Below are 23,486 nucleotides of genomic sequence, written 5' to 3'. Positions count from 1 at the left end.
CGACGCGCTCGCCGTACGAGACCGTTCCGCAGGACGCCGACCAGTGGAGGCCGGGAGATGGAGAGCCGACTCAAGGTACTGGGTCACCCAGTCCACCCGATGCTGGTCATGTTCCCGGTCGCACTGCTGGTCACGGCAGTGCTGTTCGACGTGGTGGACACCGTCGGCGGTCCCGATTTCCTCGGCGAGGTCGCGTACTGGAACATCACCGTCGGCCTGATCGGCGGCCTGCTCGCCGCGGCGGCCGGCTCGTTCGACCTGCTGGCGATCCCGACCGGCACCCGCGCCAAGCGGGTGGGTCTGCTGCACGCGGGCGCCAACGTCGCGGTGATCCTGCTCTTCGCCGCCGTGTGGGCGGTACGGCTCAACGCGGATTCCCGGGCCGCCGGTGGGGCGCTTGTCGCCATCGAGGTGGTCGCGGTGGCGATTCTCGGCATCAGCGCCTGGCTCGGTGGTGAGCTGGTCGACCGGCTCGGCGTGGGCGTCGACCCCGACGCCGGCCTGGACGCGCCCAGCTCACTCCGCCCATCGACGACCACCCAGCGGATCGGAGAGGTGTGATGAGCGAGCAGCAGTTTGGCGGCTTCGGCCGGGGGTGGCGCGGCGGCCGGCAGCAGGGCTGGGACCCGATGGGGGAGTTGCAGTCGCTGCGCTCCGAGTTGAGTCGCCTGGTCGGTGGTCGCGGCGGGGCGTCCGACGTCGAGTTGACCGAGACCTCGGACGGCTGGGAGGTCGTCGTCCGGCTGCCCGGGGTGGCGCCGGAGGAGGTGGCCGTCGAGTTGGACGACCGCGAGTTGTGCGTGCGGGCCCGCTCGGAGGCGGAGGTCAACGCCGACCACGGCATCCCCGGGGGCTTCGAGACGCGCGGCTTCGAATACCGGGTCAACCTGCCGGCGCGGGTCGACCCCGACACCATCGACGCGGTGATGGACCACGGCCTGCTCCGGGTGCGGCTGCCGCGGGCGACCCGGCCCGCGCCGCGCACCATCACCGTCGGCCGCACCGGGCCGCGCTCCGGTGACCTCTCCGGGGGTACGCCGATGCCAGCCGATCCCGCAGCGGACCGGGAGCTGCACCGCCCGGACACCGCCGGCGAGATCGACCGGCCGTAGCGGGTCGGGTGGTCACCCCGTCCGTGCTCGGTCCGACCGCCGAGCGCCTTCCCGACGTGCGGCGGATCGCCGTGCTGCGCGCCAACGCGCTCGGTGACTTCATCTTCGCCCTGCCGGCGCTGGACGCGCTGCGCAGCGCGTACCCCTCGGCGGAGATCGTGCTGCTCGGGGCGCCGTGGCACGCGAAGCTCTGGCGCGACCGGCCCGGCCCGGTGGATCGGGTGCTGGTGGTGCCGCCGGCACCCGGCATCCGTACGCCGGAGCCGGGCGAGCCGGAGTCGTCGATGGACGACTTCGTGGCCGCTGCCGCCGGTGCGGAATTCGACGTGGCGGTGCAGATCCACGGCGGGGGTGCCAACTCCAACCCGCTGATCAGTCGGCTCGGTGCCCGGTTGACGGTGGGCCTGCGCGCCGACGACGCGCCCCCGCTGGACCGGTGGCTGCGCTACGTCTACTACCAGCACGAGGTGATCCGCTACCTGGAGGTGGTGGCGCTGGCGGGAGCGCCGGCCACCACCATCACGCCGACGCTGGCGGTGACCGACGCCGACCGGGCCGAGGCCGCCGAGGTGCTCGGCCCGGCAGGCCGTCCCCGGGTGGCGTTGCACCCGGGTGCCACCGACACCCGCCGCCGCTGGCCCGCCGAGCGCTTCGCCGAGGTGGCCCGTGCGCTGCACGAGGACGGCTACGAGGTGCTGGTCACCGGCACGCCCTCCGAGCAGGAGGTGGTGGACCGGGTCGTCGCTGCGGCGCAGGTGCCGGTGCGGCCACAGGTGGGCACGCTCAGCCTGGGTGGGCTGGTCGGCTGCTACGCCGACTGCGCGTTGGTCGTCTCGAACGACACCGGCCCGCTGCACCTGGCCGCCGCGGTGGGCGCGCCCACGGTGGGCATCTTCTGGGTCGGCAACCTGATCAACGGTGCCAGCCCGCTGCGGGGTCGGCACCGGCCGATCAGCTCGTGGACGGTGCACTGCCCGGTCTGCGGGGTCGACTGCACACCGGGGATCTATCCGCACCGGCCCGGCGACGGTGAGTGCCCGCACCGGGACTCGTTCGTGACCGACGTACCGGTGATCGAGGTGCTGGAAGCCGCCCGGGAGTTACTCACCCCGTAGGTCAGGCCGGCTGTGGGGTGTCCTCGTCGGCGAGGACGACCTCCCACGCCTCGACGTCCCGGTCGGTGACCGTGGTGGGGGACTCCAGGTGGTAAGCGCCGCTGGGCAGGATGCCCGCGCCGCCGTAGCGGGACAACACGGCAAGCTGCGCGGCCACGTCCTCGCCCTGGTGCTTCTCCTGCACCCGACGCCAGAAGTCGAAGCCGCCGGCGTCGACGAGCTTGGCCCGGTCGTAGAGCACACACCCGCCGATCCAGGACACCTTGTACGCCCGCCACGCGCCCGGCGGCAGCGCCAACTGCTCGGTGATGTGCAGCAGGTTCGCGGCCGAGTGGATCCGGGCGCGGTCCCACTCCGGGGTGTCGGGTCGGATCCGCTCCGGTGTGGGCGGGCCGGCCCACTCCTCGTAGTGGCCGTGCGATTCCGGCCGTACGTCGTCGGTGTACGAGAGCCCGTGCACGCCGTTGCCGACGAACCCGCAGCCCAGCTCACCGATCGCGGTGACCAGTCGGTGCAGCGCACCCGGTTCCAGCCAGATGTCGTCGTCGAGGCTGAGGACGTACCGGGCGGCCGAGGCGGCGAGCAGGTACGCCCGGTGTTCGGCCAACCCCCGTCGAGGCAGCCGGCGGGTCAGCAGCACCGGGTGGCCCCGGTGACGCAGCGCCCGGACCATGGTGGCCGCGGCGGGATGCGTGTACGCCGGGTCCCCGTCGGACTGGTCGCTGACGACCACGCCGAACCCGGGTACCCCGTCCTGGGCGGCGAGCCCGCCCAGGGTGACGGCCAGCTCGGCGGGTCGGTTCCGGGTCGGAATCAGCACGTCCACCAGCCGGTCGGCGCGGAACTCCGCCGGGGTGCCGAGGTCGAGGGGGCGGTTCACGACGCCTGGGTGCGGGTGCGCAGCGACGGGTCGGGCTCCCGGTCGTCGACGTGCGGCGACGGGTCCTGGCTGTGCGACCGGATCCGCTCGATGATCGCGGAGGTGGACCGGTCCGGCACGTACCCCAGGGTGCGCACCTGGCCGCCCAGCCGGCGCACCAGCGGCGCCTCCGGCACCAGCTCCGGCGGATAGTCGCCGCCCTTGACGTACACGTCCGGTCGGACCGCCTCGATCAGCGCGGCCGGTGAGTCCTCCTCGAAGACCACCACGTGGTCCACGCAGGCGAGTGCGGCGAGCAGGGCACCCCGGTCCTCGACCGGGTTGACCGGCCGGTCCGGGCCCTTCAGCCGTCGTACGCTGCCGTCCGAGTTGACCGCCACGATGAGCAGATCGCCCAACGCGCGGGCCTGCTCCAGGTAGCGCACATGCCCGCGATGCAGCACGTCGAAGCAGCCGTTGGTGAAGACCACCGACCGCCCCGCCTCGCGGTACTCGGCGACGATCGCGTCCAACTCGTCGCCGCTGACCAGCGCGGGGTGGCTCGTGCTGTCGGTTGGCTGGTCCAGCGCGGCGAGCAGGTCGTCCCGTCGGCAGACGCAGGTGCCGGTGTCCGAGACGGTGATGGTGGCCGCGAGTTGGGCGAGTTGGGCAGCGGTGGGCAGGGGAGCGTCGGCGGCCAGGGCCAACGTCATCGCCGCCAGGTATGCGTCGCCGGCACCCACGGCGTGGCTTGCCGGCACCGGAGTGCTGTGGCTGCGTCGTGGCTCCCCGTCGGCGCCGCCGACCACCGCGCCCTCGGTGTCCAGGGTCACCGCGACCACGTCGGCACCGGTGTGCGCGCGCAGTTCGGCCAGCCGCGACCTGGCCAGGACGGCCCGGTCGACGCCCTCTCCGGCCCTGGTGTTCACTGTGACGCCGGTGCCGGTGACGCTGAGCCCGTCACCGGTGAGGGCGACCCGTCCCTCGCCCGGGGTGGGCTCGCCGACCGGCCCCGGACGGTCGGCCCGGGTCAACTCGGCGGCGGTGTCGTCGGCGCGTACCGCCCCCGGGGCCGCGCCGACGGTCATCTCGGACGGCCCGTCGACGGGGTCGCTGTCCGGGTGTTCCAGGTGCAGTTCGGTCCCGCCCGTCGGTCGGGTCGTACCGCCCGCGCGGGCCAACAGCCGGGTCGCCTCGGCGAAGCTGGGGGTGACCACGGTCGGCGCGAGGCCCCGCCAGTCGGCCAGGTCGTGGGCGTCCAGCGCGACTGTGGCGTACCGCTGGCGGTTCTCGACCAGCCACGCCCGGACCGGCGCGGGCAGCGCGCCCAGGCCGTAGTCGCAGACCACCAGGGTCGGCGCCTCTCCACCGGCGGCGGCGCGCAACTCCTCGGTGGCGCAGCTCAGGGCGGTGAGCAGCCGGCTCACCCCGTCGTGGTCCAGCGCGTCCTCCGGGTCGCCGGAGTCCTCACGCAGCAGGATCTGGTTGCCGGCCAACATTCGCCGTTTGACCGGGGTGGGTCGCCCGGGCTGGTTGACAGTGCGGTCCCAGACACTCGCGCGGTCCAGGCAGTCGTGCAGTTCGTCCCCGGCGACGTCGGCGCCGACCGGTGCCACCAGCACGGCCCGGCCGCCGAGGGCGGCGACGTTGACGGCGGTGTTCGCGGCCCCACCGGCGGCGGAGATTCGCCGGCGCAGGGTGAGGACCGGGGCGGGCGCCTCCCGGCAGAGCCTGTCGGAGTCGGCGAACCGCCATTCGTCCAACATGGCGTCACCGACGATCAGGACTGGGCGTCCGAGCCAGCTCTCCACGACGGTGGCGAACCGGCGCTGCTCCGCTGCTGCTCCTGCCATGCCTCCCCGGGTCCCCAGCGGCCTGGCGGACAAACCTGCGCGCCGACCGGTCCCGCCGCTGGTCAGGCGGCTCCTGACCGGTCCTCACCGGTCCGAACCTGTCCGACCTGTTTCGGGCGTTCGAGGGCGGGAAGGGGATTGCGGTACCCCCGGAAAGGAGATGTACCGAGATGGCATCGACATTGCAGGGCAAGCGGGTCGCCTTCCTGGCCGCCGACGGGGTCGAGGAGATCGAGTACGTCCAGCCACGCGAGGCGGTCGAGAACGCTGGCGCGACGGCCGAGCTGGTCTCGCTGAAGTCCGGTTCCATCCAGTCCTTCAACCACCTGGACCACTCCAAGACGTACGACGTGGACGTCACCGTCGACAAGGCCGACGCCGCCGGTTACGACGCGCTGGTGCTGCCCGGAGGGGTGGCGAACCCGGACTTCCTGCGGGGCGACCCGGACGCGGTGCGGTTCGTGAAGGCGTTCTTCGACGCGGGCAAGCCCGTCGGGGTGATCTGTCACGGCCCATGGACGCTGATCGAGGCGGACGTGGTGCGCGGCCGGCGGATCACCTCCTGGCCGACCCTGCGTACCGACCTGACCAACGCCGGAGCCACCTGGGTGGACGAGGAGTGCGTCACCGACGGCAACCTGACCAGCAGCCGCAAACCCGACGATCTTCCCGCCTTCTGCGCAGCAATCACCAAAACCTTCACCACCCCCTAACGGCCCCTCCCCTTTCGCCCGGTGATCAAGAGGTTCGCGTCAGGAATGCGGTGCGTCATGACGCAAACCTCTTGATCACCGCCGGGGTCGTGGCGTGAGAGGGGGTTGGTTTTTTGGTGGTTCGGCGCATGTTCTGCGGCTCGCGGGATAGAAGGCCACATGACCACCGAAGCCTCAGATGCGCCGGTGCTGAACCGTCAGCAGATCCGGCTGCTCATGTTGGGCCTGATGACCGGCATGCTGCTGGCCGCACTCGACCAGACCATCGTTGGTACGGCGCTGCCGACAATCGTTGGCGAGCTGGGCGGGATCAACCACTACTCCTGGGTGGTCACCGCGTACCTGCTCGCCTCGACCGCGTCGACGCCGCTCTACGGCAAGATGGCCGACCTGTACGGGCGGCGGCCGGTCTTCCTCTTCTCGATCGGCACGTTCCTGCTCGGGTCGTTGCTGGCCGGGCTGTCGCAGAACATGACCCAGCTGATCGTCACCCGGGGTATCCAGGGTCTCGGTGCCGGTGGTCTGCTGACGCTCGCGTTCACCATCATCTCGGACGTGGTGTCACCCCGGGAGCGTGGGCGGTACCAGGGCCTGTTCGGCGCGGTCTTCGGGATCTCGTCGGTCGCCGGGCCGCTGGTGGGCGGTTACTTCGCGGAGACCGACTGGCGGTGGATCTTCTACATCAACGTGCCGCTGGCGATCCTGGCCATCGTCGTCTGCTACCACGTGATGCGGTTGATCCCGTTCGAACGTCGGGACCACTCGATCGACTGGCTCGGCGCCGGCCTGCTGGTGGCCGGGGTGAGTTCGTTGCTGCTCGCGCTGAGCTGGGGTGGCAACGAGTACGCCTGGGGCTCCGGCGTGATCATCGGGCTCTTCGTGGCCGGCGTGGTGCTGGGGGTGCTCTTCGTCCTCCAGGAGGCCCGGGTGGCCGAGCCGATCCTGCCGCTGCGGCTGTTCCGGAGCGCCACCTTCGCGTTGGCCAACGCGGCCCTGCTCATCATCGGTCTGGTGATGTTCGGTTCGATCATCTTCATCCCGCTGTACCTGCAGATCGTGAAGGGCGCCTCGCCGACCCGTAGCGGTCTGCTGATGCTGCCGATGATGGCCGGCATCATCATCACCTCGATCCTGACCGGCCGCGCGATGACCCGGATCGGCCGCTACAAGTGGTTCCCGGTGGCCGGTTCGGTGACCCTCCTGGTCGGCATGTTCCTCTTCACCCAGTTGGAGGTGGCCACCTCGCTCTGGGTGGCGTTCGGGTACATGGTGGTGATCGGCGTCGGGCTGGGTCTGTGTATGCAGTCGCTGATCCTGGCGGTACAGAACGCGGTCTCGATACGCGACCTGGGTGCCGGCACCTCCTCGGCGACCTTCTTCCGGTCGCTGGGCGGTTCGTTCGGGGTGGCGATCCTCGGCACGGTGCTCTCGTCCCGGCTGACCAGCGGACTCGCCGACCGGTTGCCCGGCGCGATCGCGCAGCTCCCGCCTCAGGAGCAAGCCGCTGTGGCGGCGAGTGGCGGCGCCAACATCTCGATCAACGATCCGGCCACCATCCTGGCCCTGCCGGGGCCGGTGCGCGCGGCCATCCAGGGCGCCTTCGTCGACGCGCTGGACATGGTCTTCCTGACCGCCGGCCTGATCGCGATCGTGGCGGTGGTGGTCACCCTGACGCTTCCCAACACGCAGCTTCGGGGTGCCGGCCCGAAGGGTGCCACCGGTGGTGCCGACCCGCTCGGCGGGGAGGCCCCGGCTCCGGGCGGCAAGCCGTTGACCCGCGAGTCGAAGGAGGAGGCCGCCGCCGACATGGAGGCCAAGTCCCAGACGATGATCTGAGTGTCTCGACACCGACCGCCCCGGACCGCTCCGGGGCGGTCGGTGTCAGTCGGGCCCAGGTGGTCAGGCGGGGCGGCGGTAGGCGCCGTACCACCAGGTCGCGGCCAACTCCCGGGCGGCTGCCGCGTCGGTCTCGGGGTCGGCCGAGGTCGTGCTGACGTGGTCGGCGAGGAAGCGGTCGCCGCCGATCACGATCAGCCGGCTGGCCGTCGTCACGTCCAGGTCGGCGGGGGTACGCCCGGCCTGCTGCTCGATCCGGAGCGCGTCGATGGTGCGGGCCACGAACTGCTCCAGCCCGGCCGCCCAGTACTCCCGGACCGCCTCGTCGTACGCGGCGACCTCGCTGATCGCGGCCAGCACCGGGGCGTACGTCCGGTATATCCGGATCACGTCGGCGAAGACCTCGGTCAGCCGCGCGAGCGGGTCGCCGGGGCCGCCCGGGTCCCACTCGCCGGTGCGGTCGAACGAACTCTCCCGCATGGTGCCGGCGAGGCGCATGAGCAACTCGGTCTTGTCCCGGAAGTGCGTGTAGAAGGTCGACCGCGCCACGCCGGCCTCGGCGGCGATCCGCTGCACGCCGAGGTCGGTGAACCGGATCCCCTCCTTCAGGAGCCGTTCGGTGGCCGCCAGCACCCGCGCTTCGACGGCCGCGCGTCCGTCGGGGTTGCGCGGGCGGCGGCGGGTGATCGAGGGCATAGCCGGAATCCTAGGTGGCCGGGGGTCGGCTCGGCGACGTACGCTCGTTGCCGGACACAGTGTCCGACATAGTGACCACGGAGTGCCTGACCTCGGCCTCCGACCCACCACGAGGAGCGACACACGTGAAGTACCGACTGCTGGGCACCACCGGGGTGTACGTCTCGGAGATCTCGCTCGGCGCGATGACCTTCGGCGGCAGCGGGCACCCGCTCTGGGGCACCCTGGGTGGGCTGGCGCTGCCCGAGGTGCAGCGGCTGGTGGACACCGCGCTGGACGCGGGCGTCAACTTCGTCGACACCGCCGACGGCTACAGCGACGGCGAGAGCGAGGAGCTGCTCGGCAAGGCGCTCGGCAAGCGGCGTCGCGACGTCGTACTGGCGACGAAGGTGCACTCCCGGACGGGCCCCGGCCCGAACGACGTCGGCACCTCCCGGCTGCACATCATGCAGAACCTGGAGGACAGCCTGCGCCGACTGGGCACCGATCACATCGACCTGTACCAGATCCACAACTTCGACCAGATCACTCCCATGGAGGAGATGCTGCGCGCGCTCGACGACGCGGTCCGGCAGGGCAAGGTCCGCTACATCGGCGCCGCCAACTTCGCCGCCTGGCAGATCTCCAAGGCGCTGGGAATCTCCGCCCGGGAGAAGTTGGCCGGGTTCGTCTCGGTGCAGGAGTACTACTCCCTGCTGGGCCGGGACGTGGAGCGCGACGTGGTGCCGATGGCGCTCAACGAGGGTGTCGGGATGACCGTCTGGAGCCCCCTCGCCGGTGGTTTCCTCTCCGGCAAGGTCAGCCGGGACGGTGCCGTCGCCGACAGTGGCGCGCGTAGCGCCCAGCCCGGGTACGCCAGCTTCACCCCGTTCGACCCGGAGCACGCCTTCGGCGTGGTCGACGTGCTCAAGGGTGTCGCCGAGCGGCACGAGGTGAGCCCGGCCCGGGTGGCGGTCGCCTGGCTGCTGTCCCGACCCGCCGTGACCAGCGTGATCGTCGGTGCCCGCAAGCACGAGCAGTTGGTCGACAACATCGCCGCCTCGGATCTCACGCTGACCGAGCAGGACCTCACCGAGCTGGACGAGGCCACCAAGCTGCCGGTCGCGTACCCGAACTGGATCCAGGAAGGGTTCTTCGCCGGGATGCGCCACCCGCAGTAACGCGGCCCGGCCGACCTACTTCAGGATCAGCCGGTTGGTCTGCTCGAAGACGTCCAGGTCGGCAAGTGTCTCGATGACCGAGGTGGAGAGTGGGGCGGGAAACCGGTCACGGGTGAAGAAGCCGGCGTCGGTGGTCTCGTCGGTGACCCGGGCCAACTGCCCGTCCCACTCCTCCACCTTGAACGCCGTCGTGAACACCTGGTACGTGTGGCCGTACATGTTGGTGCTCGTCCGGTCCGGGCCGGTGTAGAGGGCGAACGCGCAGACCCGCAGCGCGCGCAGCCCGGTCTCCTCACGGACCTCGCGTACGGCGCAGTCGGCGATCGACTCGCCCAGCTCCATCGCGCCGGCCGGCATGGCCCACTGGCCGTTGTCCGAGCGTTTGATCAGCAGAATGCGTCCGGCGTCGTCGTTGACCACGGCACGGGCGCCGACGAACATCAGCGTCCGGTCCCCGGCGAGCGCGCGTAACTGCCCCACGTATGAGTCGGCCCAGGAGATGCTCACCTGCGACAACTTACGGGGGTTCCCAACGTGTGACCGCCGACACTAGCTTGTTACCCATGCGTAGCACGATGATGGACGCCCCTCTGCAGATCTCCCGGATCCTCGACCACGGTGCAGGGGTGCACGGCACGGCCGAGGTGGTCACCTGGACGGGCGCCGAACCCCGCCGGATGACGTACGCCGAGGTGGGCCGCGCCGCCGCCCGGCTGGCACACGGGCTGCGCGACGAGTGTGGGGTGACCGGCGACGAGCGGGTCGCGACCTTCATGTGGAACAACAACGAGCACCTGGTCGCCTACTTCGCGGTGCCGAGCATGGGCGCGGTGCTGCACACGCTCAACATCCGGCTCTTCCCCGACCAGGTCGTCTACATCGCCAATCACGCCGAGGACCGGGTGGTCCTCGTCGACAGCACGCTGATCCCGCTGCTGGCCCGGGTGATCGGTGAGCTGACCACGGTGCGGCACGTCGTGGTGGTCGGCGGTGGTGACCCGGCGCCGCTGGTGGCCGCGGCCGGCGACCGGATAACCGTGCACCACTGGGACGCGCTGCTCGCCGACCGGCCCGACACGTACGACTGGCCCGAGGTGGACGAGCGCGACGCCGCCGCGCTCTGCTACACCTCGGGCACCACCGGCAACCCGAAGGGCGTGGCCTACTCGCACCGGTCGATCTATCTGCACTCGTTGCAGGTCTGCATGCCGGAGGGTTTCGGCCTCGGCCCAACCGACCGCGAGTTGGCCATCGTGCCGATGTTCCACGCCATGTCCTGGGGCCTGCCCTACGCGGCCTTCCTCTCCGGCGCGTCGCTGATCATGCCGGACCGGTTCCTCCAGGCCGCGCCGATCGCCGAGATGATCGCCGCCGAGCGGCCCACCCTGGCCGGCGCGGTGCCGACCATCTGGACCGACCTGCTGGCCTACCTGGACACCCACGACGTGGACACCTCCTCGCTGGGTGAGGTGATCGTCGGCGGGTCGGCGTGCCCGCCGGCGCTGATGCACGCGTTCGACGAGCGGCACGGAATCGACGTCATCCACGCCTGGGGGATGACCGAGATGTCGCCGCTGGGGTCGGTCTCGCGTCCGCCCGCCGGTGCGACCGGTGAGCAGGCCTGGCGCTACCGCTACACCCAGGGGCGGGTGCCGGCGGGCGTGCAGGCGCGGATCGTCGGCCCGTCGGGCGACCCGATGCCCGCCGACGGCACGGCCGTGGGCGAGCTGGAGGTCCGAGGGCCGTGGGTGACCGCCCGGTACGTCGGTGACGACGCCCCGGACGAGGAGAAGTTCCGCGACGGCTGGCTGCGTACCGGCGACGTGGGCACCCTCTCGCCGGACGGGTACATCAACCTGACCGACCGCGCCAAGGACGTGATCAAGTCCGGTGGTGAGTGGATCTCGTCGGTGGAGTTGGAGAACGCGCTGATGGCCCACCCGGCGGTGCTGGAGGCGTGCGTGGTGGGGGTCCCGGACGAGCGCTGGGACGAACGTCCGCTGGCCACGGTGGTGGTCCGGGAGGGCGCTTCGGTGACCGCCGAGGAGTTGCGGGACTTCCTGGCCGGGTCGGTGGCGCGCTGGCAATTGCCCGAGCGCTGGGCGTTCATCGACACGGTGCCGAAGACGAGTGTCGGCAAGTTCGACAAGAAGGTCGTCCGTTCGCGGTACGCCGGGGGCGAGCTGAGTGTCCGGGAGCTGACAGCCCCGTAACGTTTTCCCGGGCACTGTCGCCTGTTGGGGCGGGAGTACTCCTGAACCCTCCCCAGGGGCGGCCCCGGCGTTCGCACCGCGCCGGGGCCGCCCGCTCCACACGGGGTGACCCGCACCGTCATTGTTGCGAAAGTTGTTCGCCTCTGTCCTGCTGTCGGGGAAATCGGGTGGTCAGCGACCCGATCAGGCGTCGCTGGTGGTGATGAGCACCTTGCCCACAGTCGAGTCCTCCACCGCCTGGTGGGCCGCGGCCGCCTCCGCCAGCGGGTAGTAGTGCAGCGGCAGACCGGCGTCCGCGCCGACCCGGATGCCGCCCTGGCTGGCCGCCGCCGCCACGTCCTTCACGCCCTGCGCCTTGGCCGCCTTCGGCTCGGTGTAGACCAGGACGAACTGCCAGCGGGCATTCGGCGCCATCATCGCCCGGATCGGGATGCTCACCTCGTCCCCGCCGTTGTCGGCGTACATGCAGACCGCGCCGCCGTGCCGCAGCACCCGTACGTCGACCGAGGCGTTGCGGGCGGGGGAGACCTCCACGATCGTGTGGACCCCGTCGGGGGCGATCTTGTGGACCTCCTCGACCACGTCCTGCTCCCGATAGTTGATCACGAAGGAGGCGCCGGCCGAGGCCGCGAGCTGGGCCTTCTCCGCGCTGCTCACCGTGGCGATCACCGTGGCGTCGGCCCACCGGGCGAGCTGGATCGCGGCGTTGCCGACCGCGCCCGCGCCGCCCTGCACCAGCACCGTGTGATCCGCCAGCGCGCCGGCCCGCAGCGTGTCCGGCATGAACTCGCCAGCGGTCAGACAGCGGTGCGCGGTGAGGAACGGGATGCCCAGGGCGGCACCCAGCTCGAACGGAGCGGGGCCGAGACGCACCGCCTGCCGGACCGGCACCAGCGTGTACTCCGCCGTCGTGCCCCACGGCCGCTGCCAGGCGGCCTCCCAGACCCACACCCGCTCACCGATCAGGTCGGGGTCGACCCCCTCGCCGACCGCCTCGACCACCCCCGCGCCGTCCTGCCCGGGGATCTGCCACCCGTTCGGCGGGGCGTTGCGGCGGGACTTCCAGTCGGTCGGGTTCACCCCGGAGACCGCCATCCGCACCAGGACCTCGCCCGCACCCGGCTCGGGCACCGGCCGGTCGACCAGGTCGAGCACCGAAGGGTCGCCGTTGCGCTCGTACACGATGGCCTTCATCCGTGGTCTCTACCCGGCTCGACCCGGGTCAACCCAGGTTGTCCACCAGCTCCGGGGTCAGCTCACCGATCGCGTTCAGCGTCGCCACCGCCATCCCGGCGGCGTCCGGATCGAGCGGGTACGAGCCATGCGGCACCGCCACCACCCGCATCCCCGCCGCCGCGGCGGAACGCACCCCGTTGGACGAGTCCTCCACCGCCACACAGCGGGTCGGGTCGACGCCGAGGCGCTGCGCCACGCTCAGGTACACGTCCGGCGCGGGCTTGCCCCGCTCGGTCTGCTCGGTGGAGAGGGTCGCGCCGAACGCGTCGGTCAGGCCGGTCGCCGCCAGCGCCGCCTCGATCAGCCGGGTCGGTGACGAACTGGCCAACCCGAGCGGCCACCGCGCGGCCAGCCGGCGGACGACCTGGTCGGCGCCGTCGATGAGGGGTACGTGGTCCCGGTAGCGGCGGGTCATCTCCTCGACCACCTCGACGGCGACCTGCTCGGCGGTGCGGTCGACGCCCAGCTCACCGCTGAGATAGTGGGCCCACTCACCGGTGCTCATCCCCATGAGCCGGCGTTGCGTGTCCGGTTGCCACGTCCCGCCGTGCGCCGCCACGTACGCCCGGCGGACCTCCTCCCACACCGGCTCGGAATCCACGATCACGCCGTCCAGGTCGAAGACCACCGCATCCGTCACGGGCCCATCCTGCCCGACCCGTGGGTGCCCGGTCAGGCGGGCAGCGCGGGCAGCCCGATCGGGCTGCCCTCCGGAATCAGCGTGTGGCAGGCCCGGGCCATCGGCTCCAGCAGCTCTCGCAGCCGATTCGTGTCGTCCCGGCCGAGCGCCTCCCACGGGTGCGCGGCGGCCCGGTCGGTGGCGTCCTCGACGGCCTGGAACGCGGCTCGGCTGTGGTCGGTGGCCGCGCCGTCGGAGGTCAGCCAGCCCCGCTGCACCAGCCGCTCGCGGGCGGCCCCCCACTGCTCCTCGGACCAGCCCCGACCGAACAGATTCACCGGCGACATGCCCTCGGCGACCCGCCAGGCCAGCGTCTCCACCGGGTCCAGGCCGGCGGCCACCAACGCCGCCACGTGCCCATCGCCCCGGTGCTCCCGCAGGGTGGTGGCGGCCTGCCAGAGCCGAGCCAGCGGGTACTCCCCGACCGGCAGCGCCGCGTTGACCGCGCCGAGCACCCGGCCGGCCGTCTGCACCGACGAGGCGGCCCGTGCCAGCAGGTCGGCGGCCTGCGTCAGATGCGTCTCCGGCAGTTCGTAGGTCAGCTCCGCGAGCGCCTGCACGGCACCGGTCAGACGGGCGCGCAGCGCCTCCTGCGGGGTGGCCAACCGCCACACCGCCGGCAGCGCCCGGGTAACCATCGGCGGTGCGAAGCTGAAGAACGTGGCGATCACCGGAGCCGCCTCGGTGGCACCCAGCGGCGCGGCCCGGCCGGCGAAGTAACCCCGCCAGTAACCGCGCAGCCCGACCGCCTCGAACGCGGCCCGCGCCCGGGGGTGGAAGTAGGTGACCGCGTGCACCGGCTCGAAGTGCGTCCACATCAACCGGGCGGTCCGCCCAGGCTCGTCCAGCGCCGTCACATGCACCTCCGCGTCCCGGTTCCGGATGCTCACCCCGGGCGGCGAACCGCCCGGGGTGACGCCGAACCTACTGCCGCAGGGTGACGGGCCGGAAGCCCCATGTGAACAACTCCATCGCGTCCCGGCGACAACCGGGACGACCCGGACAGGTCACTGGGCGGCGAGCACGTCCACCACGAAGCGCAGCGGACCGGTGGGACGTCCACCGGCGGCGGCCTCGTCGTTGCCGTACGCCAACTCGCCCGGGATGTCGAGCTGCACCCGGCTGCCCACTGTCACTCCGACCAGACCCTGGTCCCAGCCGGGAATGACCTGGCCGACGCCGATCGGGAAGGTGGCCGGCTGCCCGGCCTTCCAGGAGGAGTCGAACTCCTTGCCGTCCTTGTAGAACACACCCACGTAGTTGGTGGTGATGTTCTGGCCCTTCTGCACGGCCGGGCCCTTGCCCTTGATCAGCGGGGTGACCGTGAGCTTCTTGAGGTCGCCCGTGCCCGGCGTCACCTCCGGCTTGCTGCCCAGCGCCGGATCGGCGCCCTCGGGCAGCTGCGGAGCGGGGGGTGCGCCGGCCTCGTCGGGAGCCGGGGCGGAGGCCGACGGGGTCGAGTCGGCCTGGGTCTTGGGCTTGTCGTCGCCCCCGCCGATCGTCACGAAGACGCCGATCAGCACCCCGACCACGGCGACGGCGGCGAGACCGCTGGCCCACGCGTTGCGCTTGCGCCTCGCGTCGGCGGCCTTCTTCTCCGCCAACTGGGCGGCCAGGCGGCGCCCCGACTTGGTTGCCGGGCTCTGGTCCGGGCCCGTCTGCTGCGTCCGCTCGCTCACGTCGTCGACTCCCTGCTGCGAAGTGTGGCCGGCACCCGGTGCCGGGGGGAAAGCCGACGCACACGGTACCCGCACCGCGGCCTACCGTGCCCGCCGCGGACGCCTCGGATCGCCCAGCGCGACAGTTCCGGGGCTTTCCCGGGCGGTTATTCCGGGACGACCATGAAGTCGGTCACGAACGAGGTGACCCGGCCGTCGGCGGCACGGCCGATCCAGGTGCCGTAGCAGCCGTCGCCCCAGCCCGTGGACACGGTGACGACGTTGGCGCCGCTGGCCTCGTCCAACACGGCGCTGATCAGCCCCGGGACCGGGGACGAGGGCAGCTCGGTCGGGATGAAGACCTCCTCGACCCGGTCGGAGTCCCAGCTCTCCAGGACGGCGAGCGCGGTCGGGTCGGCGAGGGTGCCGACGCCGGCGTCCACCCCGTAGCCGAAGTAGTCGTCCGCGCCGAGCGTGGCGACGTCCTGGTCGCCCGCGACGGCCGGCTCCCAGCGGATCGTCGGTTCCGCCGAGACGACCAGCTCCAGCGCGGCGACCCGGCGGTCCACCTCGGCGTCCTCCCGGAGCACCACCGCCACCCAGGCGCGGGCGGCATACCGCCCCGGCGGCACCGTGACCGTGAACGGCTCGGCCTCCGGGCAGACCAGCGGGTCACACCCGACCACCTGGCCGGTGGGCAGCACGATGTCGCCCACCGGGTGAACCTCGATCAGGTAACCGCCGTGCTGGTCGGTGAAGCGGGAGCCGGGCGTCAACAACCGGTCCAGATCAGGGGTGTACGGCATGGGGGCTCCTCCGGTCGCCAGCGGCCGGCGGAGCGTACCCGGCGAGGCGGACACCGCCGCCGCTGCCGTACGGTCAGGCGCTCTTGCGGGGTGCGGTCTTGCGGGCGGCGGTCTTCTTCGCCGGCTCCGCCTTCTTCGCGGCTGTCTTCTTCGCGGCGGTCTTCTTCGCCGGCTCGGACGCCTTCTTCTCGGCCGTCTTCTTCGCGGCGGTCTTCTTCGCGGGTGCCTTGGCCGCCTTCTTCTCGGCTGCCTTCTGCGCCGACCGCGCCGACGAGATGGGCGTCGGCTCGCCGCCGCCGCCACCGCCGGCCGGCTGCTCGCCGCGAGCCGCCTTGGCGCGCTCCACCGAGGCCTTCAACGCCGCCATCAGGTCCACCGCCGCAGCCGGGGCCTCCTCGACCTCCTCGGGCTGGACGACCTCCCGACCCTCCACCTTGGCGTCGATGACCTCCTGCAACGCGGCCCGGTAGTCGTCGGTGAAGACGTCCGGCTCGAACTCGCCGGTCATCGAGTCGATCAGTGAGCTGGCCATGGCCAGCTCCGGCGGGCGTACCTTGAGGTCCTCGTCGAGGAAACCGAAGTCCGGGGTACGGATCTCGTCCGGCCAGAGCATGGTGTTGAGCAGCAGCACACCCTCGCGGACCCGCAGCGTGGCCAGTTGCTCCCGCTGGCGCAGCGCCACCTTGACGATGGCCACCCGCTCCGAGTCGATGAGCGCGTCGCGCAGCAACACGTACGGCTTGGTCGCCGCGCCCTCCGGCTCGAGAAAGTAAGCCTTGTTGTAGAGGATCGGGTCGACCTGCTCGGCCGGCACGAACTCCAGCACGTCGATGGCGCGGGAGCTGGTCAGCGGCAGGTCGGCGAAGTCCTCGTCGGTGAGGATCACCATTTCGCCGCCGCCGATGTCGTAGCCCTTGGCGATGTCGTCGTAGGTGACCTCTTCGCCGCAGACCGAGCAGGTGCGCTTGTAGCGGATCCGCCCGCCGTCCTCGCGGTGCACCTGGTGGAACCGAATGTCCTTCTCCTCGGTCGCGGAGTAGAGCTTCACCCCGATCGAGACGAGCCCGAACGACACGGCTCCCTTCCAGATGGCACGCATCCTGCGCTCCCTTCCCCGGTATCGACCATGCTCGCATCCGAAAGAACCGGACGCGAGGTGTTCGGGCTGCTACTACAGTCGGGTCGTGCCCGGCGCGCCGCTCAAGCCGATGCTCGCGATGACCGGGCCGCTCCCGGCGGGTGACGGCTGGGCCTACGAGTTCAAGTGGGACGGCGTACGCGCCCTGGCCGACATCTCAGGTGGCGGTCAGCACCTGTATGCCCGTTCCGGCGTGGAGATCACCGCCGCGTACCCGGAGTTGGCCACCCTGCCCGAGCAGGTCGACGACGCGCTGCTCGACGGCGAGGTGGTGCTGCTCGGCCAGGGCGGGCAGCCGTCGTTCACCGCGCTGGCCGAGCGGATGCACGTCCGGGACCGGGCCAAGGCGGCCCGGTTGGCCGCGGTCATGCCGGTGACGTACATGATCTTCGACCTGCTCCGGCTGAACGGCGACGACCTGACCGGCTGGCCGTACGAGCGCCGCCGGGAGGCGCTGGAGGCGCTCGCGCTCGGCGGCCTCCGATGGGCGGTGCCGCCGATGTTCGCCGACGGACCGGCCACCTACGAGGCGGCCGGCGAGCACGGCCTGGAGGGTGTGATGGCCAAGCGGGTCGGGGCCGTCTACCGCCCGGGGGTGCGCTCGCCGGACTGGGTGAAGGTCAAGCTGGAGGTGACCGGCGACTTCGTCATCGGCGGTTGGCGACCTGGCGCGCGCCGGATCGGCGGGCTGCTGGTCGGGGTGCCCGGCCCGGACGGTCGACTGATCTACCGGGGTCGGGTCGGCGGTGGGATCGGCGCGGCCATCGAGCGGCAGCTCCTCGCCGAGCTGGAGCCGCTGCGCTCCGGCGTGTCACCGTTCGCGCCGGGTGTGCCGCGCGAGGATGCGCGGGGCGCCATCTGGGTAACACCCCAGGTGGTGGTGGAGGTGAAGTACGGCCAGCGCACCCCCGACGGCCGGCTGCGCTTCCCCCGGGTGCTGCGGTTGCGCCCGGACAAGCCTCCGGAGGAGGTCGACGATGCCAGCTGAGCGGCTACGGGTGGACGTCGAGGGCCGCGCGCTGGAGTTGTCCAACCTGGACAAGGTGCTCTACCCGGCGGCCGGGTTCACCAAGGGTGAGGTGATCGACTACTACACCCGGATCTCCCCGGTGCTGCTGCCGCACCTGCGGGACCGGCCGGTCACCCGGATCCGCTTTCCCAACGGGGTGGACGACAAGTCGTTCTTCGAGAAGAACACGCCGGCCGCGACGCCGGACTGGGTGCGGGTGGAGAACCTGCCCGCGCCCGGGTCGACGAAGGGCCGGGAGACCATCGACTACGTGGTCGCCGACGACCTGCCCACCCTGGTCTGGCTGGCCAACCTGGCCGCGTTGGAGCTGCACACACCGCAGTGGAAGGTGGGTGAACACCCGGACATGATGGTCGTCGACCTGGACCCGGGGCCGCCGGCCGGGCTCGCCGAGTGTTGCCCGGTGGCGGTCCTGATGCGCGACCGTCTCGCCGACGACGGCATCGAGTCGTACCCGAAGACGTCCGGAAAGAAGGGCATGCAGCTCTGCTGCCCGATCGCCGGCACCCAGTCGTCCGACCTCGTCTCCGACTACGCCCGACGGATCGCCCAGGAGTTGGAGAAGGCCCACCCGAAGCTGGTCGTGTCGAAGATGGCGAAGAACCTGCGACCGGGCAAGGTCTTCATCGACTGGAGCCAGAACAACGCGGCGAAGACCACAGTTGCGCCGTACTCGCTGCGGGCCCAGTCGGTGCCGTCGGTGTCGACGCCGCTGACCTGGGACGAGGTCGAGGCCGGCGCGCGCGGCCGGAAACCGGCCGTCCGCCAGTTCACCGCCGCCGAGGTCCTGGCCCGGGTCGAGGAGTACGACGACCTGCTCGCCCCCCTGCTCGACGGCGGCCCGGAACTGCCCACCCGCTGACTGCCAGGTGACGATGAGTGCCCGGATGGGCGGGGGCGGTACCCGCAACAGCGTGTAACTGGCCTCGGGGTCCCGCCCGAGCCTCGCACCGCCTTTGCTCTGCTTACCTATATGCGACACCGCGTTGAGCTGGGACTTCATGACGGCCGCGCGGTTGAAAGGGGGAACTTTCCTCGCGGAGAGTGCGTGTCGCGTATAGGTAAGCAGAGCAAAGGCTCTGAGCGGGGGCGGTGGCCAGCACCGGGGGTCACCTGATGTGATCGGCCGACGCCACCGCGAGGGTGGACGCCGGCCGAGGGGGACGGGCGGTGGGTCAGTTGCGGCCGAAGACCCTGCGGCCGAAGACCCTGCGGCTGGAGCCCAGCCGCAGCAGCACCGCCGCCGCACCGGGCAGCTGACACCCGGTGGGGAGCATCAGCTTGCGGCGACGTGAACAGCGGGCGAAGCGCGCAGCCGCCACCAGGCGCCGCCGACCAGGGCGACGGTGATGACGGTGACCGCGATGTCGCCGGCCAGGGCCGCCGCCGGGCTCGCCGGGGAGTACGGCGGCACCAGGTACGCGAACGCGGCGGCCATGACCAGGCCCGCCGTGCCGGCAACGAGCACGTGCCGCTGCCCCCAGCCGTTGCCCGACGACCAGTACGCGATCAGCCCGCCGACGGTGGCGGCGAGTCCCAATGCGATGGCCACCCCCGTCCAGCCGGTTGCCAGGTCGCTGCCGAGGCGGACGAGGACGACCGGCAAACCGACCCAGAGCGGGTGCGGCGCCCGGCGGGTCCGGCGCGGGTGGGGGCGGCGCCAGCGGGGCAGCAGGGCGGTCGCGACCAGGGCGAGGACCACCACGGCGGCGAAGGACAGCTGGAGTGGGCTGGCCAGGAAGCCCTTGTCGTCGTTGATGTCCGAGAAGATGAACAGACTGCCGAGCAGATAGATCAGGCCGACGACGAGGAGACCGGGCCGGCCCAGCCACGGCCGCAGCCGCCGTTCCGGCCCGAGGAACGACTCGATGAGCACGATAGGCGCGCAGATCGTCAGCACGATGTGGTTGCCCACGTAGTCGAACGCCTGCCGGAGGCTGAATTCGAGCCCCGGCACCAGCGTCGCCTCGGCGGCGGCCCGGGTGTCGGCGTACTGGGTGTCGTCGAGGAAGTCGGGATTGAACAGTGACTGGTCGACCAGCCCGGCCTGGAGTACGCCGAACGCGGCGGCGAGCAGCACGATGGTCGGCCAGCCCGCCCCGAGGTGCCGGGCGGTCTCCCGGATGAGGATCGCCGCGCCGCCGTACATCGGGCCCAGGAAGATCAGCACCGGCAGGAAGTCGTCGATGGCGAAGCCGCCCCACGAGCACTCGGCCGCCCACGGAGCGAGCAGCAGCAACGCGATCACCGGCAGCAGCCGCCGACGCAGCGGCAGCCGATCAGCGGCGACAGGGCGGTCAGCGGCGACAGGGCGGCCGGCGGTGACGGGATGGTCGGCGGTGACGGGGTCGGATTCGGTCGGCATCGGCGCTCCTCGACGGCGTCTCGGGGGTCACCTGCACCGTGCGCGGGCCATCCGGTCACCCGATACGGCCATCGGCCGACGACCGGTGCGACCAAAGTCGTTGAGTACTGTGGTGCCGACGTCGACCCGGGGAGCGTGGAGATGCAGCCAACCGTCACGGCCGACCTGGCGGCCCGGCCCGTCGAGGCCGAGCGTCCGCTGCTCAGCTACCGCGACGAGGCGACCGGCGAGCGCGTCGACCTGACCGCACAGCAGGTCGGCCAGTGGGCGGCCCGGAGCGCGGGCCTGCTGCGGGACGGTTGCGGTCTCGGCCCCGGCAGCCGCGTAGCGGTCCTGCTGCCGCCGCACTGGCGTACCGCAGCGGTGTTGTTGGGCGCCTGGGCCTCCGGCCTGGCGGTGTCGTTCCGACCGCGCGCCACCGCGGGCCTGGCGGTGCTCGAACCGGGCGGCGACCGGCCGTTCGATGCGGTCTTCGTGACGCCGGAGCGGCAGGACGACTGGCTGGAGGACGTGCCGGACGCGCCGCACCGCTATCTCGTCGGCACCGGGCCGGGGCGGCTGGACGACGTGCCGTTGGGCTGGTTGGACTGGTCCGCCGAGGTGCTCCGGCACGGCGACGGCGCGCCCGACCACACCGCCATCCACCCGTCGGACCCGGCCACGGCGGACGGCACCACCTACGGTCAGTGGGGTGCGCTCGCCCAGGAGTTCGCCACGATGCTGGACCTGCGCGCCGGCGACCGCCTGCTGGTCGACGCCGCCGAGACCGAGCAGCCGCTCAAGTGGTTGCTCGCACCGCTCTCGGCCGGCGCGTCCGTGGTGATCAGCGCCAACCTCGACCCGGCGCGGCGGGACGCGGTCGTCGTCGCCGAACAGGTGACCCGGGTTCTCTGACTCCCGCCGGACCGGGCAAACAGCGCTGGCCGATCCGGTTCCGTTACATCGCCATCTGCCCTGCTCAGAGGGTCTTTTGTCGATGCCGTCGGCGTGTTCTCATACCCGAACAACGACGTCATCGACCCCGCACCGCCACCCTCATCGAAAGGTGCACCGATGCGCAGAAGACCAACCTTCCGACTGGCGGTCCTCACCGCCACCGCCGTTACGTTCCTGGCGTCCGGCGGTGCCTCCGGGGCGCTCGCCACGGCCGCGCCCGCGACCGCTTCCCCGGGCGTCACCGCGTGTGAGCCGGGCGCCGACGCGCACAGCGCCGCCCGGCTGGCCGAGGGCGCCACCGCCCAGGAGCCGGAGCTGTACTCCAAGAACGAAGCCAACGCCTACGGCGTGATCAAGGACGCGCCGCGCCTGCCGAACGGCAGCGTCACCGTGCCGACGGTCTTCCACATGATCTCCGACCATCCGCTCACCGCAGCCGAGACGACCAGGTGGAACACGCTGATCGCCGCGCAGATGACGGTGCTCAACGACTCGTTCGCGGGCCGCACGGCGGGAGACGCCTCCAACACTCCGTTCCGGTTCTCGCTCGTCGACACGACGTGGACGGTGAACAGCGCCTGGTACACGGTCGTGCCGGGCAAGAACGAGCGGGACATGAAGAAGGCGCTGTACACCGGCGACTCGGAGACCCTGAACGTGTACGCGGCCAACATCGGCGGCGGGCTGCTCGGCTGGGCGTACTTCCCGAAGGGCTACAACAACGGGCGCGCCCACATCGACGGCGTGGTGATGCTCGACGAGTCGATGCCTGGCGGTACGGCCGGCAAGTACGCACTGGGTGACACGCTGACGCACGAGGTCGGGCACTGGCTGATGCTGGAGCACACCTTCGCGCACGGCTGCTCCGCGTCCGGCGACTTCGTCGCGGACACCCCCCGCGAGGCGGCGCCGCAGTTCGACTGCCCGGTGGGCGCGGACTCCTGCACCGCGCCCGGGCTCGACCCGATCCACAACTTCATGGACTACACGCAGGACTCCTGCATGAACATGTTCACCGCCGGCCAGGCCGACCGGATGAGCGACGCCTGGGTGGCGTTCCGCGCTGGCGGGGCCGGATAGCCCACTGGAGGTCGGGGGCCGGCGAATCGCTCTGCGGCGAACCGCCGGCCCCGATCGCCTCACCCTTCCGGTGGAGCCCGCTCGTTCCGTCCATCCTCACGTTCTGCCTGCTCCTACGCTTCGCCGAAGGCATCTGGCACTTTCATCGGCGGAGGACACATGGCGTCGGGGCGTACACGTCGGACACTGGTGTCAGTGGTCGCCGGTGGACTGTTCGCCCTCGGTGTGGTCGCGCCCGGTCCGGCGGCGGCGCCGCTGCCCCGCGCGGCCCAGGCCGACGGCCCGACCGTTCCCGAGCCGCGCGAGCCGCGCCCACCGCTGCTCCCCGCCGACTTTCAGGGCACCGGCCGGTACATCGTGCGAGACCTCGGCATCGACGTGCCGTTCTCCTGGCAGGGCCGCGACGGCAACAGCCAGATGACCGCCGGCGGCCCGGAGCACCCGATCTGGTTCACGAACCTGATCTACGAGAACACCCTCTACACGCTCACCTACAGGTGGCCGAACATCCCGCTGTTCCCGCCCCGCGCGTGCAGCAAGGTGCCGGGGTTCTTCAACCGCCAGATCTTCAACGACAAGCTGAAGACCGCCCGCTACGTGGGGCCGGAGATCCTCCAGGGTGAGAAGGACCGGCACGTGGACCACTGGCGGGTCGGGGTCGTCGGCGGTTCCACAGTGCCGGGGGAGTTCTTCCGGTTCCCGATCGCGCTCGGCGACATCTACGTCGACCAGCACGACCCGAGCCGGTGGTGGCAGGTGTTGCAGTTCGGCCTGCAGAACCTCTTCGACCCGGAGCTGGACGAATGGTTCACCATGGACACCTTCGACCACCGCCCCGGCGAGGTCACCCTCCCCGACCGCTGCCCACCCCCCACGTCGTAGCGCGTCCACTGCGTCTCGACTGCGTTGATCAAGAGGTTTGCGTCATCACCAGGCCGATCGATGACGCAAACCTCTTGATCAACGCAGTCGAGACGCAGTGGACGCGCTACGACGTGGGG

The 23,486-nt window shown here is 71.5% G+C and carries 23 protein-coding genes; 12 read left to right on the top strand and 11 right to left on the bottom strand.

The features are described 5' to 3' along the window. Positions 1-57 precede the first annotated feature (57 nt). The 3 genes from DLJ58_RS16865 to DLJ58_RS16855 are packed head-to-tail and all read left to right on the top strand — an operon-like array spanning position 58 to position 2,227. Positions 58-561: a DUF2231 domain-containing protein gene (locus tag DLJ58_RS16865; RefSeq protein ID WP_124857539.1), complete on the top strand. Its 504-nt coding sequence runs from the start codon at positions 58-60 to the stop codon at positions 559-561. After that, entirely contained in the window at positions 561-1,112 is a 552-nt protein-coding gene (locus tag DLJ58_RS16860) for an Hsp20/alpha crystallin family protein (protein WP_124857537.1), read from the top strand. The genes DLJ58_RS16865 and DLJ58_RS16860 overlap by 1 nt, the downstream gene beginning before the upstream one ends. Positions 1,113-1,120: 8 nt before the next feature. Further along, a complete protein-coding gene (locus tag DLJ58_RS16855) occupies positions 1,121-2,227 on the top strand; it encodes a glycosyltransferase family 9 protein (RefSeq protein ID WP_124857535.1) in 1,107 nt (368 codons plus the stop codon). A 1-nt stretch (position 2,228) separates the two neighbouring features. Here DLJ58_RS16855 and DLJ58_RS16850 read toward each other — a convergent pair whose 3' ends face one another. Both DLJ58_RS16850 and rfaE2 read right to left on the bottom strand, forming a co-directional pair. Continuing rightward, complete coding sequence (locus tag DLJ58_RS16850; RefSeq protein WP_124857533.1) at positions 2,229-3,107, bottom strand: glycosyltransferase family 2 protein; 879 nt, start codon at positions 3,105-3,107, stop codon at positions 2,229-2,231. Further along, a complete protein-coding gene (gene rfaE2 / locus DLJ58_RS16845) occupies positions 3,104-4,939 on the bottom strand; it encodes a D-glycero-beta-D-manno-heptose 1-phosphate adenylyltransferase (RefSeq protein ID WP_124857531.1) in 1,836 nt (611 codons plus the stop codon). The genes DLJ58_RS16850 and rfaE2 overlap by 4 nt, the downstream gene beginning before the upstream one ends. Positions 4,940-5,109: 170 nt before the next feature. Here rfaE2 and DLJ58_RS16840 point away from each other — a divergent pair, with 170 nt between their 5' ends. Both DLJ58_RS16840 and DLJ58_RS16835 read left to right on the top strand, forming a co-directional pair. Further along, positions 5,110-5,652: a type 1 glutamine amidotransferase domain-containing protein gene (locus DLJ58_RS16840; protein ID WP_124857529.1), complete on the top strand. Its 543-nt coding sequence runs from the start codon at positions 5,110-5,112 to the stop codon at positions 5,650-5,652. 159 nt (positions 5,653-5,811) lie between these two features. Continuing rightward, entirely contained in the window at positions 5,812-7,488 is a 1,677-nt protein-coding gene (locus tag DLJ58_RS16835; protein WP_124857527.1) for an MDR family MFS transporter, read from the top strand. 63 nt (positions 7,489-7,551) lie between these two features. Here DLJ58_RS16835 and DLJ58_RS16830 read toward each other — a convergent pair whose 3' ends face one another. Continuing rightward, complete coding sequence (locus tag DLJ58_RS16830; protein WP_124857525.1) at positions 7,552-8,184, bottom strand: TetR/AcrR family transcriptional regulator; 633 nt, start codon at positions 8,182-8,184, stop codon at positions 7,552-7,554. A 125-nt stretch (positions 8,185-8,309) separates the two neighbouring features. Here DLJ58_RS16830 and DLJ58_RS16825 point away from each other — a divergent pair, with 125 nt between their 5' ends. Further along, complete coding sequence (locus tag DLJ58_RS16825) at positions 8,310-9,344, top strand: aldo/keto reductase (RefSeq protein ID WP_124857523.1); 1,035 nt, start codon at positions 8,310-8,312, stop codon at positions 9,342-9,344. A gap of 15 nt (positions 9,345-9,359) precedes the next feature. Here the strand turns inward: DLJ58_RS16825 and DLJ58_RS16820 are convergent, their stop codons facing one another. Then, positions 9,360-9,851 (bottom strand): NUDIX domain-containing protein, encoded by a 492-nt coding sequence (locus DLJ58_RS16820; RefSeq protein ID WP_124857521.1) that lies wholly within the window; start codon positions 9,849-9,851, stop codon positions 9,360-9,362. A gap of 71 nt (positions 9,852-9,922) precedes the next feature. Between DLJ58_RS16820 and DLJ58_RS16815 the strand changes: the two genes are divergently transcribed. Then, positions 9,923-11,557 (top strand): fatty acid--CoA ligase, encoded by a 1,635-nt coding sequence (locus tag DLJ58_RS16815; RefSeq protein ID WP_208741169.1) that lies wholly within the window; start codon positions 9,923-9,925, stop codon positions 11,555-11,557. Between the two features lie 183 nt (positions 11,558-11,740). Here DLJ58_RS16815 and DLJ58_RS16810 read toward each other — a convergent pair whose 3' ends face one another. The 6 genes from DLJ58_RS16810 to ku form a co-directional block, all read right to left on the bottom strand. Continuing rightward, positions 11,741-12,751, bottom strand: a complete 1,011-nt coding sequence (locus tag DLJ58_RS16810) for an NADPH:quinone reductase (RefSeq protein ID WP_124857517.1) — start codon at positions 12,749-12,751, stop codon at positions 11,741-11,743. 28 nt (positions 12,752-12,779) lie between these two features. After that, positions 12,780-13,469, bottom strand: coding sequence for an HAD family hydrolase (locus DLJ58_RS16805; RefSeq protein ID WP_425271318.1), 690 nt, complete (start codon positions 13,467-13,469; stop codon positions 12,780-12,782). Continuing rightward, positions 13,466-14,290, bottom strand: a complete 825-nt coding sequence (locus DLJ58_RS16800; RefSeq protein ID WP_124857565.1) for an SCO6745 family protein — start codon at positions 14,288-14,290, stop codon at positions 13,466-13,468. The genes DLJ58_RS16805 and DLJ58_RS16800 overlap by 4 nt, the downstream gene beginning before the upstream one ends. A 189-nt stretch (positions 14,291-14,479) precedes the next feature. Continuing rightward, positions 14,480-15,151, bottom strand: coding sequence for an FKBP-type peptidyl-prolyl cis-trans isomerase (locus tag DLJ58_RS16795; RefSeq protein ID WP_124857513.1), 672 nt, complete (start codon positions 15,149-15,151; stop codon positions 14,480-14,482). Between the two features lie 146 nt (positions 15,152-15,297). Then, positions 15,298-15,936, bottom strand: a complete 639-nt coding sequence (locus DLJ58_RS16790; RefSeq protein ID WP_124857511.1) for a DUF4241 domain-containing protein — start codon at positions 15,934-15,936, stop codon at positions 15,298-15,300. Positions 15,937-16,009: 73 nt separating this feature from the next. Beyond that, positions 16,010-17,035 carry a non-homologous end joining protein Ku gene (gene ku, locus DLJ58_RS16785; protein ID WP_124857509.1) on the bottom strand — a complete coding sequence of 342 codons (1,026 nt, stop codon included), beginning with the start codon at positions 17,033-17,035 and terminating at the stop codon, positions 16,010-16,012. A gap of 85 nt (positions 17,036-17,120) precedes the next feature. On the opposite strand from ku, the gene ligD (DLJ58_RS16780) reads away from it, so the two are divergent. Together ligD (DLJ58_RS16780) and ligD (DLJ58_RS16775) are read left to right on the top strand one after the other, a co-directional pair. After that, entirely contained in the window at positions 17,121-18,062 is a 942-nt protein-coding gene (ligD, locus tag DLJ58_RS16780) for a non-homologous end-joining DNA ligase (protein ID WP_124857507.1), read from the top strand. Then, entirely contained in the window at positions 18,052-18,966 is a 915-nt protein-coding gene (ligD, locus tag DLJ58_RS16775; RefSeq protein WP_124857505.1) for a non-homologous end-joining DNA ligase, read from the top strand. The genes ligD (DLJ58_RS16780) and ligD (DLJ58_RS16775) overlap by 11 nt, the downstream gene beginning before the upstream one ends. A 414-nt stretch (positions 18,967-19,380) precedes the next feature. Here ligD (DLJ58_RS16775) and DLJ58_RS16770 read toward each other — a convergent pair whose 3' ends face one another. After that, positions 19,381-20,469 (bottom strand): hypothetical protein, encoded by a 1,089-nt coding sequence (locus DLJ58_RS16770; protein WP_244218977.1) that lies wholly within the window; start codon positions 20,467-20,469, stop codon positions 19,381-19,383. Positions 20,470-20,610: 141 nt separating this feature from the next. On the opposite strand from DLJ58_RS16770, the gene DLJ58_RS16765 reads away from it, so the two are divergent. From DLJ58_RS16765 to DLJ58_RS16755, 3 genes are all read left to right on the top strand, one after another. Next, positions 20,611-21,363: a TIGR03089 family protein gene (locus DLJ58_RS16765; RefSeq protein WP_124857503.1), complete on the top strand. Its 753-nt coding sequence runs from the start codon at positions 20,611-20,613 to the stop codon at positions 21,361-21,363. A gap of 159 nt (positions 21,364-21,522) precedes the next feature. Beyond that, entirely contained in the window at positions 21,523-22,485 is a 963-nt protein-coding gene (locus tag DLJ58_RS16760) for a zinc metalloprotease (RefSeq protein WP_124857501.1), read from the top strand. 195 nt (positions 22,486-22,680) lie between these two features. Then, positions 22,681-23,367: a hypothetical protein gene (locus DLJ58_RS16755; RefSeq protein WP_124857499.1), complete on the top strand. Its 687-nt coding sequence runs from the start codon at positions 22,681-22,683 to the stop codon at positions 23,365-23,367. Positions 23,368-23,486 lie beyond the last annotated feature (119 nt).

Origin of the sequence: Micromonospora arida, assembly GCF_003857035.1 — a bacterium.
GTDB classification, from domain to species: Bacteria; Actinomycetota; Actinomycetes; order Mycobacteriales; family Micromonosporaceae; genus Micromonospora; species Micromonospora arida.
This window is presented reverse-complemented; position numbering and strand designations above follow the sequence as displayed.